Raw genomic sequence first — 18068 nt, 5'->3', positions numbered from 1 at the left:
TTTCGGCTCACTCTTCATGTCAGCGAAGGATGGAGTTTTGGACCCCTATGGATGCAGAGCGGGAAATCGTGCTCAGCGCGGAAGGCATCCGCAAGAGCTTCGGCTCGCTGCAAGTCTTGAACGGCGTCAACTTGACCGCTCATGCCCACGACGTCATCACCATGATCGGCGCAAGTGGCTCGGGTAAGAGCACCTTCCTGCGATGCATGAACCTCCTTGAGATTCCCGACGCTGGCGTCATTACAGTCGAAGGCGAGGAACTGAAGCTAGACCGCAGTTCGGGGCGCGCGAGGCTCAATGCGCGCCAGATCAACCGCATCCGGAGTCGCATCGGCATGGTCTTCCAGAGCTTCAATCTGTGGAGCCAGCTAACTGTGCTCGACAATGTGGCGCTCGCTCCGACCAAGGTGCTCGGGCTGTCGAGGCGCGAAGCAGTCGATCGAGCCGAGGCCTATCTCGCCAAGGTCGGCCTCTACGACAAGCGCGACCACTATCCCGCCCACATCTCCGGCGGGCAGCAGCAGCGTGTCGGCATCGCACGGGCTCTCGCGATGGAGCCAAAGCTGATGCTGTTCGACGAACCGACCTCGGCGCTTGATCCGGAACTGGTCGGCGAGGTGCTGGGTGTTATGCGGACCCTTGCCGAGGAGGGTCGCACGATGATCGTCGTTACCCACGAGATCGGCTTTGCGCGGGAAATCTCGCGCGAAGTCCTCTTCCTCCATCAAGGCGGCGTAGAGGAACGCGGACCGCCCGAGCAGGTTCTCGGCAATCCGCAGTCGGGGCGCTGCCGCGCATTTCTCCAGCGCGTGCTGTGAGCCAGACTCCGTCAAAAAATAGAAAAACCACAGAGGGAAAACATGAAGAAGATCGTTCTGATGCTTATCGCCGGCCTCGCTGCTTTCGCGACCCAGGCTGCCGCACGCGAATTGCGCGTGGGCAGCGAATGCACCTATCCCCCGTTCAACTACCGCAGCCCTGACGGCGAACTGCTCGGCTTCGATATCGACGTCGCGAAGGAAGTGGTGAAGCGCATCGGCGCCGATGTTTCATTCGTCTGCCAGCCGTTCGATTCGCTCATTCCGGGACTGCTCGCGGGCAAGTTCGATCTTCTGGCGGCCTCGATGTCGATCACCGACGAGCGCAAGAAAAGCATCGATTTCTCGCTCCCCTACCGCTCCTCGACGGCCCGCTTCATCGGCCCCGAGGGCAGCGACACCAAGCCGCTCACCGACGATGGGCAGCCGAACCTGAAGGGCATGGAAGGCAAGACAATCGCGATCCAACGCTCCTCGACCTATGAGACCTACATGCGCGACAAGTTTCCAGACGCCAATATCTCGCTCTACGACACGGTCGACAACATGCTGCTCGACCTGACCTCTCATCGTGTCGATCTGGTTTTTGCGGGACCGATCAAGCTTGCCAACGACTTCCTGGATAAGCCGCGCGGCAAGGGCTACGCCTTTATCGGACCCGAGATCAATGACGTGAAGTATTTCGGGCCGGGCGTCGGCATCGGCCTGCGGAAGGATGACGGCAGCCTTCTGCAGGATGTCGACAAGGCAATGAAGGCCATGATCGACGACGGCACGTTCAAGACCATAAACGCCAAGTACTGGTCATTCAGCGTGCTCCCCGCGACAAAGAACTGATTAACTCTCGGGTTGCGCGCCCTTGGCCTCGCAACCCTTTTCCGAAACCCGAGGTGGAGCGCGTCCGCGATGGAGCTCTTTCAAGGCTGGGGCACCGAGATTGCTCGGGGGCTGCTGGTAACGATCGAGATAGCGATCCTTTCGCTCATGCTCGGCTTCGTCTGGGCGATCCTGGGCGCGCTCGCGCAGCTCTCGTCGATCGGTTTCTTGCGCGCGGCCGGACGCGGCTTCACCCTGGTGGTTCGCGGCACGCCGGAACTGTTGATCATCCTGATCGTCTATTTCGGGGGCACCGTGGCGCTCACCGGCTTGGTGAAGTTGATCAACCCTCATGCCGGCTACTTTGAGGTCCCGGCGATGCTGGCCGGCGTCTTCGCGCTTAGCCTGGTCTTCGGCGGATACGCCGCCGAGGTTCTGCGCGGCGCTTTCCTCGCTGTGCCCAAGGGCGAAATCGAGGCGGCCCACGCCTTCGGCATGTCGGCATATACGAGCTTCGTCCATATCCAGCTACCGCTGATGTGGCGCTTTGCCTTGCCGGGCCTCGGCAACAACTGGATATCACTGATCAAAGACACCTCGCTCATCTCTATCGTCGGCCTGGAAGAGCTGATGCGCATCACCAGTATGGCAACGTCGGTGAATGGGGAGCCGTTCCGCTTCTACCTGATCGCAGCCTTGATCTACCTGCTGCTGACGATGCTCAACACGGCGATCGTCGACGCCCTTGAGCGGCGCGCTGCTCGCGGCGAAAGGAAGCTGGCACGATGAACTTCGGCCTTATGATAGAAAGCCTGCCGGCACTGCTTCACGCCACCGTCACAACGGTCGAGCTGCTGATCGCATCCCTCGTCTGCGGCATGGCGATCGCGGTTCCGGTCGCCATCCTTCGCGTTAACGGCCCTGCGCCGGTGCGCATGCTGCTTCACTGCTACATCTACTTTTTCCGCGGCACGCCGCTGCTGGTGCAGATATTCCTGGTCTACTACGGCCTTGCCCAGTTCGAACCTGTGCGCGATAGCTTCCTCTGGCCTTATCTGCGCCAGGCCTGGGTCTGCGCGATCTTGACCTTTAGCCTGAACACGGCGGCCTACACCGCCTACATCCTGCGCGGCGCCATTCTGGCGGTACCGGCTGGCGACATCGAGGCCGCGCGCGCCTGCGGCATGTCAACCGCTCTGGCCTACCGCACGATTATCCTGCCGCGCGCCTTCCGCCTCGCGCTGCCGGCCTACGGCAACGAGGTGATCAGCATGCTGAAATCAACCTCGCTTGCCAGCACCATCACCGTGATGGAGCTTACTGGCACCGCCAATACGATCGTGGCCCGCACCTTCGCTCCCTATGAGCTCTTCATCACCGCGGCCCTGATCTATCTCGCCATCACCTATGTGCTGACCACGGCAGTGCGTTCCCTCGAACACAGGCTTTCGCGACACATGCGACCTCTCTCACAATCCGCTTCGGTGCTCTCCAGGGAGACCAATCATGCCAGTGCCTGATCTCGCCGATTTCGCGACCTTCGCCGATCGCCTCGCCGACATCAGCCGCGCCACGGTCCGCGAGACACTCGGGCAGGCACGCGCCTTCATCACCAAGGGTGACGCAAGTCCGGTCACGGCGATCGACCGCGAGGTCGAGAAGCGGCTGCGCACCGCCATCCGCGACATGCATCCTGGCCACGGCATCCTCGGTGAGGAGTTCGATTCCGTCGACCTCGACGCCGAGTGGGTGTGGGTGATCGATCCCATCGACGGGACGAAGGCCTTCATCACCGGCATCCCCACCTTCGGCACGCTCATCGCGCTCGCCCGCAATGGTGTCCCTGTTCTGGGGGTGATCGACAATCCGGTGACCGGCGAACGCTGGCTGGGCGCCGATGGCATCGGGACGCGGCGTAACGGCCAACCCGTCGCCACACGCGACTGTGGCGATCTTGGCGATGCGCTGGTCGGCAATGGCAATCCCGAGCCTTTCGATGCCGACGAACAGTCCGCTCTCCTTGCATTGCGCAGGGGCACGCGCTGGTGCGTCTATGGCGGCGGTTGCCATGCCTATGGCCGCGTCGCCGACGGTGCTTTGGACATCAATGTCGATGGCGGCCTCGACGCCTTCGACTACTGCGCTTTGGTTCCGGTTGTGCGGAATGCCGGTGGCGCGATGTCCGACTGGCGGGGTGAGGGGCTCACAATCCATTCCGGTCGGCGCAGCGTCATCGCGAGCGCGACAGCCGCACTGCACGGTTGCGCGCTCGATATCCTTTCCGGAACGTCCTCCCCGGTCCTTGCCTCTTCCTCGTAACGCTGTCGGCGGCCTGGATGAGGATGGGTCACGCTGGCGCTCGCCATAACGGTCGTCGACGAGGCCGTGACCGCCCGGGCGGCAGCCAGCCTCGCGGTCGAGAGCGATATGGCTGTCAAATACAGTGCGGTCGTGCCGTGCGGCGACGATTTCGACAATGACTATGTGGGCTGAGGGGAACGTGATGACGACTGCAAGATGGGACATCGATGCCGTTCGCGCGGCCTTTCCCGCGCTGGCGCTCCTCGACGACGGCAAGCCACGCCTCTACCTCGACGCACCGGGCGGCTCGCAAGTTCCGGCCCGCGTCGTCGAACGCATGAGCGAAGTCATGCTTCTGAGCTGCGCCAACGAAGGTGGCGCTTTCCGCACCTCGCAGGATAGCGACCGCATCCTTGCCGGGGCGCATGCTGCCGCGGCTGCCTTCCTCGGCGCCAGGCCCGACGAGATCGTATATGGTCTCAACAGCACCTCGCTGATCTTTCATTTTTCGCGCATGATCGCTCGCGAATGGCAGCCGGGCGACGAGATCGTGCTGACCCGGATGGACCATGACGGCAATGTCGGACCGTGGGTCATCGCCGCCGAGGAGCGCGGAATCACGATCCGCTGGCTCGACTTCGATCCCGAAACCTTCGAGTACCGCTATGAGATGCTGGACGAACTGATCGGCCCACGCACCCGGCTGGTCGCCTGTAACCACGCAAGCAATATTTTTGGCACGGTGAACGATGTGAGCCGCATTGTGGCCGCCGCGCGCGCGGTCGGCGCGGTGACCATTGTCGATGCGGTCCAGTCGGCCCCGCATTTGCCGATCGATGTCACGGCGATCGGCTGCGATATGCTTGTTTGCTCGGCCTATAAATTCTTCGGGCCACATGCCGGCATCATGTTTGTGGCCGCCGACCTGCGTGACCGTCTTTCCCCACTCAAGGTGCGGCCAGCTTCCACGGACATGCCTTGGCGCCACGCCCCCGGCACGCCCTCCTTTGAGGCACAGGCCGGCACCTGGGCCGCAATCGAGCACATTGCGTGGCTGGGTGAAATATGCGCGGGCAAGACGGCGCAAGCCCCGCTTCGGGAGCGCATAGTGGCGGGCCTCGAAGCTGCGATCACCTACGAGGCTGGACTGATGGACCGCTTCTTGGCCAACGCGACAGGCATAGCGGGCCTTACCCTCTATGGCACCACCAGCCGAAACAGGCTCGATGCCCGCGTGCCGACCTTCAGCTTCAGGCTTGCCAGACGTTCACCGCAAGAGATTGTCGCCACGCTGGCTGCGCAGAATATCTATGGCTGGTCAGGCGACTTTTATGCGCACGAGGCCTCTGGCCAGCTCGGCCTGCGCGACAAGGGTGGCGTCGCGCGGCTCGGCCTGTCGCACTACACGACAGTAGCGGAAGTCGATCGCGCCCTTGAGGCCATTGCAGCCCTCGCTGCCTGACAACAAAACAAAGACGCATCCAGGGAAAGATCATGAACTACACGCGCATGCTCATCGAGAAGGAATCGCCGGAGCAATACGGCTACGACAAGATCCGCTTCAATCTTTCTGAAAGCTCCATCCGCGACCGGAAACTTTCGGACTTCGGCCTCACTATGCCTGATCTGCTGCTGCCTTATGGGGAGCATCGTGGCGACGCACGGCTGCGAAGCCTGATCGCCGCTCAGGGCAAAGACCTCGTGGCCGAGGATGTACTGGTGACCGCAGGCGCGGCAGGTGCGCTGTTCATCATCGCAACCACGCTTCTGGCCCGCGAGGACCATCTCGTCGTGGTACGTCCGAACTATGCAACCAACATTGAAACTCCAAGAGCGATTGGCTGCGAGATCGATTTCATCGATCTGGATTTCTCGACAGGCTTCGAGCTCGACCTCGATGCCGTGGCGGCTGCGATCCGGCCGAACACACGCTGTATCAGCATAACGTGCCCGCACAACCCGACCGGCTCAATGATCACCCGCGCCGACCTCGAGGCCCTGGTCCGGCTCGCCGAGAATTCGGGCTGCCGGCTGCTGGTGGACGAGACCTATCGTGACCTGATCCACGGCCACGCGCTACCGCTTGCAGCCTCGCTCAGCCCCAGCGTGATCAGCGTTTCCTCGCTGTCGAAGGCCTACGGCGTGCCAGGCATCCGTGTCGGATGGATCAGCTGCCGCGATGCGGACCTGATGGAGCGGTTCTTGGCGGCGAAGGAGCAAATCGGCATCTGCGGCAGCATCGTCGACGAATGGCTTGCCGCGAGCATTCTCGAACAGCGCGACACCTTCCTCACCGCGCAGGCGCCCGTGCTGGCGGAACGCCTTGCAATCATGCGCGACTGGGTCGCCAGCGATCCGTTGATCGAATGGGTGGAACCGAAGGGCGGCGTCGTCTCATTCCCCCGTTTCCGCCACGGTGCCGCGTTCGACTTCGACGACTTCTACGCCGATCTGCTGGAAAGCTATGGCACTTATGTCGGCCCTGGTCATTGGTTCGAGATGCCTCGGAACCATATGCGCATCGGCTTCGTCTATCCCCTGGAAGACGAGTTGCGCGGCGGACTGGCGGCGATCTCCGCTGCCATTCGGAAGCATTCCGCCCGCCAGGTGTGATGGTCTATAGAGGATCGTTTGCGGCAAGGTGTTTCGTAGCGACCGCTCAGCCGACGAGGGCGAAACCCTCCGCCCAAAAGATTGCGGCGGAGGCTGGCATCGGCCGGTTCCCGTGGTCCGCACTGCTGCAGATGCGCAGGTTTTCGGCCGAAGCTGTCCCGGTGAACAGTCACAGGGAAAGAGCCGCCGGGGGTTGTTTCCCGAATCCTTTCTTGGGAACGCCTCTTCCTCCGCCCGTTGGGCGGCCGGATCTCCGGATTTGCGCGGATCAAGCAGCCGAGATGACGCTTTCCTTCAGGAACCGCGAGACGCGCTTGAGACCCTCCCGGAGAACGTCCTCGCCGTTGGTGTAGCCGATGCGCAGATAGCCCTCCATGTCCATGGCGCTGCCCGGGGTGAACATGACGCCCGTCTTTTCGAGAAGCCCGATGCAGAATTCTTCAGACGAGATCGGCAGGTCGTATTTGAGCAGCGCGGTGGTTCCCGAGCGCGGCTTGACCCAGGAGATCAAGGGCTCGGCGTCCACCCATTCGGAAAGGATGGCGAGGTTGGTGCGTGTGATGCGATGGCTGCGCTCAAGGATCTTGTCCCGGTTCTCCAGCGCGATCGCGGCGAAGTGGTCATCAAGCATGCCTACGCTGATCGTGTTGTAGTCGCGATGGATGGAGGCGGCGTGGATCAGGCCCTGCGGACCGGCGATCCAGCCCAGCCGGAGACCCGCGAGCGAGTAGGTCTTCGACATGCTGCCCGTGCTGATCCCCTTTTCGTACAGGTCCGCGATCGACGCCGTTATGCCATCGCCGTCCTGGTCGGTTCCGCGGTAGACCTCGTCGCATAGAATCCACGCGTCGCAAGCACGAGCAATCTCGACGATGCGCTCGAGGTATTGCCGGTCCATCAGCGAACCCGTCGGATTGTTCGGATTGTTGATGGCGATGAGCTTCGTTCCGGGCGTCGCCAGAGACTTCAGTTCCGCGAGATCGGGGAGGAAGCCGGTCTTTTCCGTCAACTTCAGGATCCGGGTGTCCGCACCGATGCTTTCGGGGATCGAGTAGTGCTGTTGATACGTCGGGAGCACGGAGATGACGCGGTCGCCCGGATCCACCAGGGTCTGATAGACCAGGGCGTTCGCACCGATGGCCCCGTGGGTGATGACGACATTCTCCATCCGCTGCCGCTCATAAAGGCCGGCGACGAGCCTGCGAAGCCGCACACTCCCTTCGATCGCGCCGTAGGTGAGCTTCAGCGGCAGGAGCTCCTGTGCGATATCGGTCTTGCCCGCCATATCGAGAAGCTCGGCCACCGTCAGCGACTCGACGCAGGTCTCCGCCAGATTGAGTTCGCACTTCGTCTCGTAGTGATTCATCCAGATCTCGACGCCAAAATTCCGAATCTTCATTTCAATTTCCTCAGCGTGTTGTTGTTCAGGCGCGGGCGATGGCGAGCAGTGCGACGGCAGCTGCGATGTCCTCGAGACCGAGGCCGATTGAGCGGAAGAAGGCGGGTCGTTCGCGGCTCGGCGCCCTGGCCCTGCCTGTCAACAGTTCCGGTAGATCGCCTCGGAGTGCTTTCGGATCCCACGCGCCGGATGCCGTTGCGAGCTTCATCTCGCCCGCGGATGCCGGAGTGGTCGCGCGATAGTCGCAGTAGACGTCGAATCCGGCCAGCGCCGCGGGATCGACCTCGTGGGCGTTCGCCACGTTCGTGCTGATGGATGTCACAACCGCCGTTTTTGCCAGAAGCTTGGCATCGATCACCGGCTTGCCCGACGAGGTGCAGAGCATCACCACGTCGGCGCCATCGATGGCCTTGTTCGCGTCCGAGAATGTCGTCACGGAACATCCGCTTCCAATTCGAGCCGGGATATCGGCACGGTTGCCTATGTTCGGCGATGCGATCCTGATTTCCTTCCAATCTCTTATGGTCTCCGCGTATCTGAGATGCGCCATGGCAACCTGGCCGGAACCGACGATCGTCAAGACTGAGGCCTGTTGGGTGGCCAGGACGTCCGCGGCGATGATCGAGGTGGCGGCCGTCCTCTCCGTGGTGAGCTTTTTCGAATCGCAAAGGAGGACCGGCATGCCGGTCTGCGTCGACATCAGCAGCGTCCACGCTGTGACCAGCGCCTTGCCGTCTGCGGGAATGTATGGAGACAGTTTCGCGCCGAAGACCTTCTCGTTGGCGAGGACGCCCTGGTACGTGATGAAGTCCCCAGCGTGGTGCGGAAAGAGGCTGAGCATCTGTGGCGGCTGCACAGCGGCGCCCTCTGCGAGTGAGCGGAACATGCGCTCCAGGGCAGACCGGATGTCCAGGCGCGGCAGGAGGGCAGCGATATCGCTTTCGTTCAGGACGATCGGCTGTTGCGACATGAATCACCTAGCTTTTACATGCTGGCAGCCAACCGCACGCAATCGACCACTCGCGCCGGAGATGATGCGCGGTCGAATTCGCTGTTGAAGGGCTTGCCCGTTGAGAGTAGAAGGATTTTATGAGCAATATATTGCACAGTCAAGAGCGGGGTGATGTCCTTGCGCATGTTTCCGGCAACCTCCGCAGCTTGCGGCAGGCAGCCGGAATGAGTCAGATCGCACTCGCCGAGGCTTCCGGTATCAGTCGCAGGATGATCATCGCGGTAGAGGCCGGCGATGCGAATATAAGCCTGTCGAGCCTCGACAAGCTGGCTGCAGCGATGGGCGCCAGCTTCGTTGATCTCGTTAGAGACCGGGATCGAAGGTCGTCGTCCGACATCAACGAAGTGACGTGGCGTGGGAGCGGAGCCGACAGCACAGCGTTCCTGCTAGGAACCGCTCCGGCGACGAATGAGACGCAGATGTGGCTCTGGTCGCTTGAAGGAAGCGAACGCTACGACGCCGAGCCCGACCCGGAGGGCTGGCACGAGATGATCTTCGTGACGCAAGGCGTTCTCACACTGGTTCTGAGCGGCGCCGAAAAGGAGTACGTCGCCGGCACCTTCGCGGTCTTCAGCTCCGCCCAGCTCTATTCATATCTGAACAGGGGTTTGCAGACGGTGAGATTCATCAGAAACGTGGTCTCCTAGATGCACAGCCGCAGGCTACCCGCGATGTGCACTTTGGCTAGTCAAGAGTTGAACTTGCGCTTTCTGCGTATATGGAAATCTGAATCTGGCGAAAGCCCGGAAGTTGCGGTCTGCGATGTGGGAGAGACGCCGAACGACCGCTTTCTTCACAGTTCTTTCCAGAACCGAACATCGGCTTCCGTGAAGAGTTTCGGGCGCCGGCAGGCGTACGAAAGTCCCCGAGGAAGGAACCCGCGGGCCACAAGTCGATGGCTATGGGGATTTCGATTTGCGGCTGATGTCGGCGATGGCGCGATCGTCGCCGGGAAGCGCCGCGATTGATACGGACAGGCCGCTTTGGTGCGCTTCCGCGCGATGTTGCGGGCTCGGCGCTGGTCCGGACGCGCGCCTTTCGGCGTCAGTAGTCACCATGGGCACGCGTGGATCCGTTGCCGGAGGGGACGCGCCTGCGGCTGAAGGCTCTACCATGCCATGCCGGATCATGGGCCGTTCTCCCGGTTCGATGCCGTTGCGTGCGGCGGTCCGCGGGGCTGCCGCCAGCGTTCGAACACCTCAACGACGATCATGCGTCCGCGACAGCGTGGGCATGGCGGGCGGAAGTCGTCCGGTTCGTCTGATGTGTCGTCATCGGGCTGCGCGGCGACGTCCAGGAGTTCGCGGGCGAGCGCGAGGCTGGCCCTGCGGGCGGAGCCAGCGAGTAAGCCGCAATGCCGGATGCGATGGAAGCCACGCGGCAGGACATGGAGCAGGAAGCGGCGGATGAACTCGTCGGTGGCGAGCGCCATGACCTGCTGGCGACCGGCGCCGTCGCGGCGGTAGTCCTTGTAACGGAAGGTGACGCCGCTCTCGTCGAGGTGGATGAGGCGGCTGTTCGAGATCGCGACCCGGTGCGTGTAGCGCGACAGGTAGGCGAGCACCGCTTCCGGACCGGCGAAGGGCGCCTTGGCGTAGACCACCCAGCGCTTCTTCTGGACCGGCGACAGGTGGCGTAGGAATGCCCGCCGTTCCGCGAGATGAGCAATTGCGCCGAAGAAGGCGAGCCGGCCAGCGTCGTGCAGCGCGACCAGCCGGGTCAGGAATAGGCGGCGGAACAGCTTGCCGAGCACGCGCACCGGCAGAAGGAAGGCCGGCCGCGATGATATCCAGCGTGCCCCGTCCGGTGCGATGCCGCCGCCCGGCACGATCATGTGCACATGCGGATGATGCGTCATCGCTGAGCCCCATGTGTGGAGGACGGCGGTGATGCCGATGCGTGCGCCGAGATGCTTCGGATCGGCGGCGATCGTCAGCATCGTCTCCGACGCCGCCTTGAACAGCAGGTCGTAGACCGCCGACTTGTTCTGGAATGCGATGTCGGCGACCTCGGCGGGCAGCGTGAACACGACGTGGAAGTAGCCGACCGGCAGCAGGTCGGCTTCCCGCTCTGCAAGCCATGTCCGCGCGGCCGCACCCTGGCACTTCGGGCAGTGCCGGTTGCGGCAGGAGTTGTAGGCGATCCGCCATTGGCCACAGTCCTCGCAAGCCTCGACATGACCGCCAAGGGCTGCGGTGCGGCAGTGCTCGATTGCCGACATGACCTTCAGTTGCTGCAGGCTCAGATGGCCGGCATGGGCGACCCGATAGGCGAGCCCGGCAGCACGGAAGATGTCGGCGACCTCGATCGAGGCGCGCATGGCTCAGCCGTCGGGTGAGATCTCTTCCGGCTTGAACAGGCCGAGCTTGTCGAGCGGGCTCGTCACGGCACGCACCGTGCGGGTCGCGACCTTGGCGTAGAGAGCGGTGGTGTTCAGCTTGGCGTGCCCGAGCAGAACCTGGATGATCCGGATATCGGTGCCGTCCTCCAGCAGGTGGGTCGCGAAGCTGTGACGCAGCGTGTGCGGCCCGACCCGCTTGGCGATGTCGGCGGCCTGCGCTGCCTCGACGACGATGCGATAGAGCTGTCGCGTGCTGATCGGCTTCATCGCGTGCTGCCCAGGGAACAGCCAGCCGTCGCGATGCATCACGCCCTGCTGCCGCCCAACCTTCCACCACTGACGCAGCAGAGTGAGTAGATCGGCAGAGAGCATGGCATTGCGATACCGCCCGCCCTTGCCGCGCTCGACGCGCAGCAGCATGCGCTCGCTGTCGACGTCGGCGACCTTCAGCATCGACACCTCCGCGACGCGCAAGCCCGCACCATAGGCGACCGACAATGCGGCCTGGTGCTTGAGACACGTGGTGGCGTTGAGCAGCCGGGCCACCTCGTCGCGGCTGAGCACCACGGGCAGGTTGCGCGGATGCGACAGCCGGACGAGCCGGCGCGCCAGGTCCGGGCGGTCGAGCGTTTGGGTGAAGAAGAAGCGCAGCGCCGACACGATGCTGTTCATCGTCGGCACGGGAACGCCGTCTTCCTGCTGCTCGATCTGGAACCGACGTAGGTCGTCGGCTGTCGCCGTGTTTGGCGAACGCCCAAGGAATGTCGCCAGGCGTCCGATATCGCGGAGATAGTTGCGCTGCGTCTCGCGTGAGAAACGCCGCATGTTCATGTCGTCGATCAGCCGCTGGCGCAGCGGGCTGATGGGTGCATCGAGAAGGGGATGGGGCATGGTCGGGCTCCTTGTTGAAGAAGCCCGTCATCTTCTGCCGTTGCTGGACGACGCTCAACGCGAGCGCGACGGCCGGCCCATCACCCCTACCTCAACCGCAGGCGCCCTCCCGCGCAGCGGGTTCGTTCAACGGCCCAAAGGCCGCCGGTCGGCTTTGCGCTCAATATCAGTCGCTGAGCGCAATTTTCCAATTGCCCAAAAGCAGACATCTCGGGCGACTGCGCTGGAGGCCGCGATTGCGCCGAAATGGGTACCGTTCGATGGCGGATAGCGCAATCAGCTGCTCAATGGGGCAGCCAAGCCCCTCATTCTCTAAAACCCGCTATTTGCCTTCTCAACTGACATATGGCTTTGCCAGGCGACTGAATGTCGAATTTCCATTGTCGATTTCCGCAACGATTTGCTCGTCGGTCTTGCCTGAAAAATAGCGCGGGTAAGACTGTGACTCCCAGAGATGATGACATCGAGCGTTCGGAAAAACGAAATCCCTCTCGAACAAGGCAATCAATCCGCCAGACCGCCAGGTTGGCCAATGAAAACTGTCAAATGGCTCGACATGGACGTCCCATCGGCCACTGCGCCACATGACATAGGGCAGACGAACGGAGAAGCGATCCCATTGCCCTGTGAAGCGGGAATAGGAATCGAGCCAGTTTTGGACAAAAGCCCTTTTGGGCTTCGCGACCATGACCGCATTGCATAGTCCGTCGATGCGGCTTAGCCCCTGCACCCCGATCGCGAAGGGACAGTCCAGCAGCGGATCGAACGACGCGACAGTGATCGTGTCGAGATCGAGATGAATGCCGCCCAACTCATCGAGGAGGGCCATATCGCGGGGCCGCGCATATACGCGTTCCGCGCATGATCTCCTAACCCTCGGGTCACATCTTCCGCCAGTGGTCGGACCCGCCGCACACTGGCTTTGTTTCAAAACGACTTGGCCGAGGTCGCGGTTACAATATTGGGGGGCGTTCCAACCTCTTCACACTATGCATTGTCGAGCCAGACATTCTCGAAGTTCTGCTCGAAGGTCGGGTGGATGCCGTAGTTCTTCACCGACTTGGTCGAGTGGTTGAAGATCTTGCGCCAGTAGGGCTGGATGATGATGCCCGAGCTCTGCAGGATTGTCTCGATGTCGACCATCAGTTCGCGTCGCTTGTCGACATCGGCAACGGTCAGCGCCTTGCCGATCTTCTCGTCGAGTTCCTTGTTGGAATAGGCGGACTCGTTCCACGATTCGCCTGTGCGATAGGCAAGCGCGATGACCTGCACGCCCAACGGCCGCATGTTCCAGTTGGTCATCGAGAACGGGTATTTCGTCCAGTCGTTCCAGAACGTCGAACCGGGCAGCACCGTGCGCTTGACCTTGAAGCCGGCCTCGCGAAGCTGCGCGGCGATCGAATCGGCGGTGTTCTTGTGCCAGTCCTGGTCAAGGCCGATCAGTTCATGTTCGAACCCCATCTGCCCGGCTTCCGTCATCAGCGCCTTGGCCTTGGCTGTATCGCGGCTGACCTTCGGCAGTTCTGCATATTCCGGATGGATCTTGCAGACATGGTGGTTCTCGCCAACGATGCCAGCATCGCCATAGCCGAGCTTGAGCACTACGGCATTGTCGACTGCCATCTGGATGGCCTGGCGTACGCGCTGGTCGTCATAAGGTTTGTGGCCGACATTGGTACGCGCCACGATGGTGTTGGCCGTCACCACCTCGTGCTTGACCATCCCCATCTTGTCGAGAATGTCGACATAGTCGGCGGTGGTCTCGTAGTTGGTGTTGACCTCACCGGATTCGAAAGCGCTGATCATGGCGTTCGAATCCGTGCCGTAGTCGATGAATTCGATGCCGTCGAGGTGAGCTTCGCCGCCCCACCATTTGCCGTTCACCCGGCGCTTCAGCACGACTTTCGAGCCGACATCATAGGACACCAGCTCGAACGGCCCGGTGCCGATCGGATGGGCGATGAAATTGCTCCCCATCTTTTCGTAGTCGCGATGCACGATCAGTGCCGGATAGTCGGAGAAGCCGGCAATGATCGAGATGTCGGACTCCGGCAGCTTGAGCTTGATGGTATAGGCATCGACCTTTGTGATGGCGCCGTCGCGCGGCTTGCCGGTCTTGGCATCGATGAGCGCGCCCATGCGCGCCGCCATCGAATTGCCCGCGGCAGCCTTGTCGCACCAGCGTGTCAGGTTGAAGACCACGTCATGGGCGTTGAAGTCGTCGCCGTTGTTCCACTTGACGCCTTTGCGAACCTTCAGCGTGTATTCGGTCGCGTCGTCATTGATCTCCCAGCTTTCAAGCAGGATCGGCTTGAAGGTGAATTCGTTGGTGTATTTGACCAGCGGTTCAAGCGTCTGGCGTGCGACATTAGCCATTTCGGACCAGTCATAGGTCCTGGGGTCCTTCTGCTCCTTGACGCTGGTGGCGACTTTCAGCACGCCGCCCTTTTTCGGCTCATCGGCCCGCGCAACCGTCGGTGCAGCGAGGCCAAGCATTGCGTAGGCGGCGACGGTCGTGGCGCCGAAAGTGCTGGCAATCGCCAGGAACTCGCGACGGTCGACCGCGCCTGACCTGGCGCTCTCGGCCATCGTCGTCACAAAATCAGAAATGCGATCGCCATTGTCCTTGAACGTCTTCATTGATTTCTCCCACTGGTTTCCGTTCCCTCACGCGCTGTTGATTTCAGCGGCTCTCACGGCTCATCGTAAAGGTTGGCCGGCGCGATGGGATCGAAAAGCATTCAGCGTGATATGAGAATAATTCCGGTGGCACGTGGATTGAGGCCACGCAGGTCACCGGCGGTCGCCAATGTCGAGCGGCGCAACGATCAGGTCGATCAGAGAGCCGAGTAGTTTGCTGTCCAGATCGTCGAATGACAGTGCCATCGCCTCCATGTCATCCGCACGGTCCTTGCCGATCAGACCATCGGTAAAGTTGGCATACTTGCTATGGAATTCTTCCGCGCTCATGGGATTGTCGAGGTCGCCTTTCGGCGTGCGCGGCTCAGACATGATCTCGCGGCCATCCCTGAGGTAGAGCGTTACATCGGCCCAGCGCTTGCCCACGCTGATGCGGGTGTAGTGCTCGGTTTCGACCAGTTCCGTGGCGTTGGAAATGCGGCGAATTTCCTCGTCCTGCAGTACTCCGGGCAAAAGCTCTTGCGGCCCTATTCTGCCGCGCACGATCATCGTCGCTACCGGGAAGGCGATCGAATAGGTCATCTCGTCCAGCGTCCGGGGATTGTGGCCGGCAAGCCGGACGGCATAGTGGAAGGTCTGGATGCGGACACGCGCGACATCCTTGCTGGAAAGCCCGTTGTCGCGCATCAGGTCGCGCGCGGCATCGATCGATGGATGCGCCCAGCGGCACACCGGATAGGGTTTGTACGAAGTGTCTTCAGCCACACGCCAGGCCTGTCCGAGGTCGCGCCACCAGGGCTTGGCGGCTTCCCCCTCAGCTGTGATCGCGGGGGCACCGGTGAAGCCGAGTTCAGCCATATAGGCCGCCATGACGCCCGATGGCGCACCCCAGCCGACGCCGTCGCGCAGCATGGTCGGGAAGTCGATGCAGCGCATCATCTGGCTGCGCGGGCCATGGTATTCGGCAATGCCCGCGGCATGGCGGGTCTGTTCCTGGCTGAGCCCCAGCAGGCGAGACACGCCGGCTGCCACGCCGACCGCGGTCCAAGCTCCTGAGGTGTGATAGTCGGATACGGTGCCGTGCAGCGTCAGCCCGGCGCGATAGGAAATCTCATAGGCGACGGCCAGGGCCACCATGAAGTCCTCGCCGGAGAGTACGGCGCCCGATGCCTTGAGCGAATCCGCAACGGCCAGCAGTGCCGGAAACACCGCTGAGCCGGCGTGGCCCTTGCACGCGCTGGTGGTGTCATGTCCATCGATGGAATCGACGGTGAAGGCACCGGCAAAGGCGGCTCCTGCCGGGCTGACCGGCCGCCCATCGAAGATCATGCGCGCAGCACCTGCCTCGGGCGACGAACGCCACAGCCGATCGGCGATCTCTTTGGTGATCGACGAGATTTCTGTGGTCGAGCCCACCGCCGCCACGCACAGCGTATCGGCGAAGCTGCGCCTCAGGATGGCGCGGACCTCTTCAGGAATGGCATCGTAGGTCAGGCTGCCGGCAAACTTTGAAAAACTGATCACGCTGTATCCTCTCGCAGGTTCAATTCGACAGCCGCTGCCTGACGGTGCGCCGGCTGTTCAAGGCAGACACAGTCATGTTCGGCCCAAGATGGTCGGGGCCGACCTTGATATGGATGATCGCCGCCTTGCCGCTCGCCATGGCGCGTTCGAAGGCGGGCGCGAAATCGTCTGTGGCCTCGACCGTTTCTCCATGGCCGCCATAGCCGATCGCAACGGTGGCGAAGTCCGGGTTGGTGAGCCCCGTGCCGGAATTGCGGCCTGGAAACGCCCGTTCCTGATGCATGCGGATGGTGCCGTAGGACTGGTTGTCGACGATGATGAAGATCGGATCGAGGCTGTACTGGATCGCGGTCGCGAATTCCTGGCCGTTCATCAGGAAATCGCCGTCGCCGCCAATGTAGATGGCGGGCGCGTCGGGGTCGGCGACCTTGGCGGCAACCGCCGCCGGCACGCCAAATCCCATGGCGCCGCACACCGGCGCCAGCCCGCCGCGAAAACGCCGGTAGCTGAAATGGATGTTGGGCCAGTCCGAGGCATTGCCTGCGCCGGTGGTCATGAAGGCATCTGCCGGCAGCCGCTTGCTCAGAAAGCGCATCACCGCCCCCATGTCGACCGGTCCCGGCTGCGGAGCGAGCTCGAGCATTGTTTCGTAGCGGCGGCGTGCCGAGGCACAAGTCGCGGCGTGTCTTGTGCTTGCATTGTTCGGTATCAGCGCGGCCAGGGCGGCAGCGAAGGCATTGGGGTCGGACTGCACCAATAGATTGGCCTGATAGAGCCTGCCTAGCTCTTCAGCGCCTGGATGCACATGGACAAGCGTGCAGTGCGGCACCGGCGTGATCAGGGAGAACTTCAGTGTGGTGCCGTCACCCAGCCGGCTGCCAACAGTGATGATCAGGTCGGCTTCGCGGCAAATGTCGTTGGGCATCGGAGCGCCGCCGAAGCCGAGATTGCCGATGTAGTTCGGGTGGTCATTGGGAAACAGGCCTTGCCGACGAAAGCCGACGGCGACGGGGACGGAAAGGCGTTCGGCGGCGGCGATGATGGCGGCGTGGCCGGCACGTGTCCAGTTGGCGCCGCCGAGCAGCAGCAGCGGCCGCTCAGACCGCGCCAGCATCCGCTCGATGTCAGCCATGTCGGACGCCAGCGGCGCGACCGGCGTCAGCATCACCGGCTTCAGGTCGGCGATGTCGCTTTGCGCCTTCAGCACATCTTCCGGCAACACCAGCACCACCGGGCCGGGCCGGCCGGACATTGCGGTTCGCCACGCCCGGTTGACATATTCGGGAATGCGCGAGGGATGATCGACCTCCGCCACCCATTTCGCCATCGGGCCGAAGACCTGGCGATAGTCGAGTTCCTGGAAGGCCTCGCGGTCGCGGTGCGCGGAAGCGATCTGGCCGACCAGAAGAATGAGTGGCGTCGATCCCTGATAGGCGGCGTGCAGGCCGATCGACGCATTCATAGCGCCGGGGCCACGGGTGACGAAACACACACCGGGCTCGCCGGTCGCGTCGGCATGGGCGGCGGCCATGAAACTGGCGCCGCCTTCATGGCGGCAGGTGACATAGCGGATGGAGTTGGCGTCTTCCCACAGCGCGTCAAGCGCCGGCAGATAGCTTTCGCCGGGCACCCCGAAGACGGCCTTGCAGTCGTTTTGCAGGAGCGCATTTATCAGAATTCGACCGCCGTTTCGCACCATTGTCCCGCCTTTTC

The 18068-nt window shown here is 62.4% G+C and carries 17 protein-coding genes; 8 read left to right on the top strand and 9 right to left on the bottom strand.

Annotated features, from left to right (window positions below; translation table 11 throughout):
* The first annotated feature begins 47 nt into the window (after positions 1-47).
* The 7 genes from GA829_RS30340 to GA829_RS30310 all read left to right on the top strand — a co-directional run bounded on the left by GA829_RS30340 (position 48) and on the right by GA829_RS30310 (position 6548).
* Positions 48-818 (top strand): ABC transporter ATP-binding protein, encoded by a 771-nt coding sequence (locus tag GA829_RS30340; protein ID WP_195176227.1) that lies wholly within the window; start codon positions 48-50, stop codon positions 816-818.
* A gap of 42 nt (positions 819-860) precedes the next feature.
* On the top strand, positions 861-1655 hold the full coding sequence (locus GA829_RS30335) for a transporter substrate-binding domain-containing protein (protein ID WP_195176226.1): 795 nt from the start codon (positions 861-863) through the stop codon (positions 1653-1655).
* Positions 1656-1802: 147 nt separating this feature from the next.
* Entirely contained in the window at positions 1803-2423 is a 621-nt protein-coding gene (locus GA829_RS30330) for an ABC transporter permease (RefSeq protein ID WP_258052017.1), read from the top strand.
* Positions 2420-3154 (top strand): ABC transporter permease, encoded by a 735-nt coding sequence (locus tag GA829_RS30325; protein WP_195176225.1) that lies wholly within the window; start codon positions 2420-2422, stop codon positions 3152-3154. Before GA829_RS30330 ends, GA829_RS30325 begins: the two co-directional genes overlap by 4 nt.
* On the top strand, positions 3141-3953 hold the full coding sequence (locus tag GA829_RS30320) for an inositol monophosphatase family protein (RefSeq protein ID WP_195176224.1): 813 nt from the start codon (positions 3141-3143) through the stop codon (positions 3951-3953). The genes GA829_RS30325 and GA829_RS30320 overlap by 14 nt, the downstream gene beginning before the upstream one ends.
* Positions 3954-4137: 184 nt before the next feature.
* Positions 4138-5397, top strand: a complete 1260-nt coding sequence (locus GA829_RS30315; protein WP_195176223.1) for a cysteine desulfurase-like protein — start codon at positions 4138-4140, stop codon at positions 5395-5397.
* A gap of 32 nt (positions 5398-5429) precedes the next feature.
* The gene (locus tag GA829_RS30310; protein ID WP_195176222.1) at positions 5430-6548 is read left to right on the top strand and encodes an aminotransferase class I/II-fold pyridoxal phosphate-dependent enzyme; all 1119 of its coding nucleotides are present in this window, start codon (positions 5430-5432) and stop codon (positions 6546-6548) included.
* Between the two features lie 268 nt (positions 6549-6816).
* Here the strand turns inward: GA829_RS30310 and GA829_RS30305 are convergent, their stop codons facing one another.
* From GA829_RS30305 to GA829_RS30295, 3 genes are read right to left on the bottom strand one after another with little or no spacing between them, the layout of a single operon-like run.
* Positions 6817-7947, bottom strand: a complete 1131-nt coding sequence (locus GA829_RS30305) for an aminotransferase (protein WP_195176221.1) — start codon at positions 7945-7947, stop codon at positions 6817-6819.
* A gap of 25 nt (positions 7948-7972) precedes the next feature.
* Positions 7973-8917, bottom strand: coding sequence for an ornithine cyclodeaminase family protein (locus GA829_RS30300; protein ID WP_195176220.1), 945 nt, complete (start codon positions 8915-8917; stop codon positions 7973-7975).
* A 14-nt stretch (positions 8918-8931) separates the two neighbouring features.
* A complete protein-coding gene (locus GA829_RS30295; RefSeq protein WP_195179905.1) occupies positions 8932-9084 on the bottom strand; it encodes a hypothetical protein in 153 nt (50 codons plus the stop codon).
* A gap of 39 nt (positions 9085-9123) precedes the next feature.
* Here GA829_RS30295 and GA829_RS30290 point away from each other — a divergent pair, with 39 nt between their 5' ends.
* The gene (locus GA829_RS30290; protein WP_258052016.1) at positions 9124-9606 is read left to right on the top strand and encodes a helix-turn-helix domain-containing protein; all 483 of its coding nucleotides are present in this window, start codon (positions 9124-9126) and stop codon (positions 9604-9606) included.
* Between the two features lie 479 nt (positions 9607-10085).
* Here the strand turns inward: GA829_RS30290 and GA829_RS30285 are convergent, their stop codons facing one another.
* From GA829_RS30285 to GA829_RS30260, 6 genes are all read right to left on the bottom strand, one after another.
* Positions 10086-11279: an IS91 family transposase gene (locus GA829_RS30285; protein WP_195176218.1), complete on the bottom strand. Its 1194-nt coding sequence runs from the start codon at positions 11277-11279 to the stop codon at positions 10086-10088.
* Positions 11280-11282: 3 nt separating this feature from the next.
* Complete coding sequence (locus GA829_RS30280) at positions 11283-12191, bottom strand: tyrosine-type recombinase/integrase (protein WP_195176217.1); 909 nt, start codon at positions 12189-12191, stop codon at positions 11283-11285.
* A gap of 334 nt (positions 12192-12525) precedes the next feature.
* On the bottom strand, positions 12526-13020 hold the full coding sequence (locus tag GA829_RS30275; RefSeq protein ID WP_195176216.1) for a glycosyltransferase family 32 protein: 495 nt from the start codon (positions 13018-13020) through the stop codon (positions 12526-12528).
* Between the two features lie 158 nt (positions 13021-13178).
* Positions 13179-14831, bottom strand: a complete 1653-nt coding sequence (locus GA829_RS30270; RefSeq protein WP_195176215.1) for an ABC transporter substrate-binding protein — start codon at positions 14829-14831, stop codon at positions 13179-13181.
* Positions 14832-14984: 153 nt separating this feature from the next.
* Positions 14985-16355, bottom strand: coding sequence for an MmgE/PrpD family protein (locus GA829_RS30265; protein WP_195176214.1), 1371 nt, complete (start codon positions 16353-16355; stop codon positions 14985-14987).
* Positions 16356-16374: 19 nt separating this feature from the next.
* Complete coding sequence (locus GA829_RS30260) at positions 16375-18054, bottom strand: thiamine pyrophosphate-dependent enzyme (protein WP_195176213.1); 1680 nt, start codon at positions 18052-18054, stop codon at positions 16375-16377.
* Positions 18055-18068: the final 14 nt, after the last annotated feature.

It is taken from the genome of Mesorhizobium sp. INR15 (assembly GCF_015500075.1).
Taxonomy (GTDB): Bacteria; Pseudomonadota; Alphaproteobacteria; order Rhizobiales; family Rhizobiaceae; genus Mesorhizobium.
The sequence above is the reverse complement of the archived record's forward strand: the minus strand, read 5'-3'. Positions and strand labels throughout refer to the sequence as shown.

Excerpts from the sequence above, each read along its gene's own strand:
- GA829_RS30340 (WP_195176227.1), top strand. The coding sequence starts at position 48 with ATGGATGCAGAGCGGGAAATCGTGCTCAGCGCGGAAGGCATCCGCAAG.
- GA829_RS30335 (WP_195176226.1), top strand. The coding sequence starts at position 861 with ATGAAGAAGATCGTTCTGATGCTTATCGCCGGCCTCGCTGCTTTCGCG.
- GA829_RS30330 (WP_258052017.1), top strand. The coding sequence starts at position 1,803 with ATGCTCGGCTTCGTCTGGGCGATCCTGGGCGCGCTCGCGCAGCTCTCG.
- GA829_RS30325 (WP_195176225.1), top strand. The coding sequence starts at position 2,420 with ATGAACTTCGGCCTTATGATAGAAAGCCTGCCGGCACTGCTTCACGCC.
- GA829_RS30320 (WP_195176224.1), top strand. The coding sequence starts at position 3,141 with ATGCCAGTGCCTGATCTCGCCGATTTCGCGACCTTCGCCGATCGCCTC.
- GA829_RS30315 (WP_195176223.1), top strand. The coding sequence starts at position 4,138 with ATGACGACTGCAAGATGGGACATCGATGCCGTTCGCGCGGCCTTTCCC.
- GA829_RS30310 (WP_195176222.1), top strand. The coding sequence starts at position 5,430 with ATGAACTACACGCGCATGCTCATCGAGAAGGAATCGCCGGAGCAATAC.
- GA829_RS30305 (WP_195176221.1), bottom strand. The coding sequence starts at position 7,947 with ATGAAGATTCGGAATTTTGGCGTCGAGATCTGGATGAATCACTACGAG.
- GA829_RS30300 (WP_195176220.1), bottom strand. The coding sequence starts at position 8,917 with ATGTCGCAACAGCCGATCGTCCTGAACGAAAGCGATATCGCTGCCCTC.
- GA829_RS30295 (WP_195179905.1), bottom strand. The coding sequence starts at position 9,084 with ATGCGCAAGGACATCACCCCGCTCTTGACTGTGCAATATATTGCTCAT.
- GA829_RS30290 (WP_258052016.1), top strand. The coding sequence starts at position 9,124 with ATGAGTCAGATCGCACTCGCCGAGGCTTCCGGTATCAGTCGCAGGATG.
- GA829_RS30285 (WP_195176218.1), bottom strand. The coding sequence starts at position 11,279 with ATGCGCGCCTCGATCGAGGTCGCCGACATCTTCCGTGCTGCCGGGCTC.
- GA829_RS30280 (WP_195176217.1), bottom strand. The coding sequence starts at position 12,191 with ATGCCCCATCCCCTTCTCGATGCACCCATCAGCCCGCTGCGCCAGCGG.
- GA829_RS30275 (WP_195176216.1), bottom strand. The coding sequence starts at position 13,020 with ATGGCCCTCCTCGATGAGTTGGGCGGCATTCATCTCGATCTCGACACG.
- GA829_RS30270 (WP_195176215.1), bottom strand. The coding sequence starts at position 14,831 with ATGAAGACGTTCAAGGACAATGGCGATCGCATTTCTGATTTTGTGACG.
- GA829_RS30260 (WP_195176213.1), bottom strand. The coding sequence starts at position 18,054 with ATGGTGCGAAACGGCGGTCGAATTCTGATAAATGCGCTCCTGCAAAAC.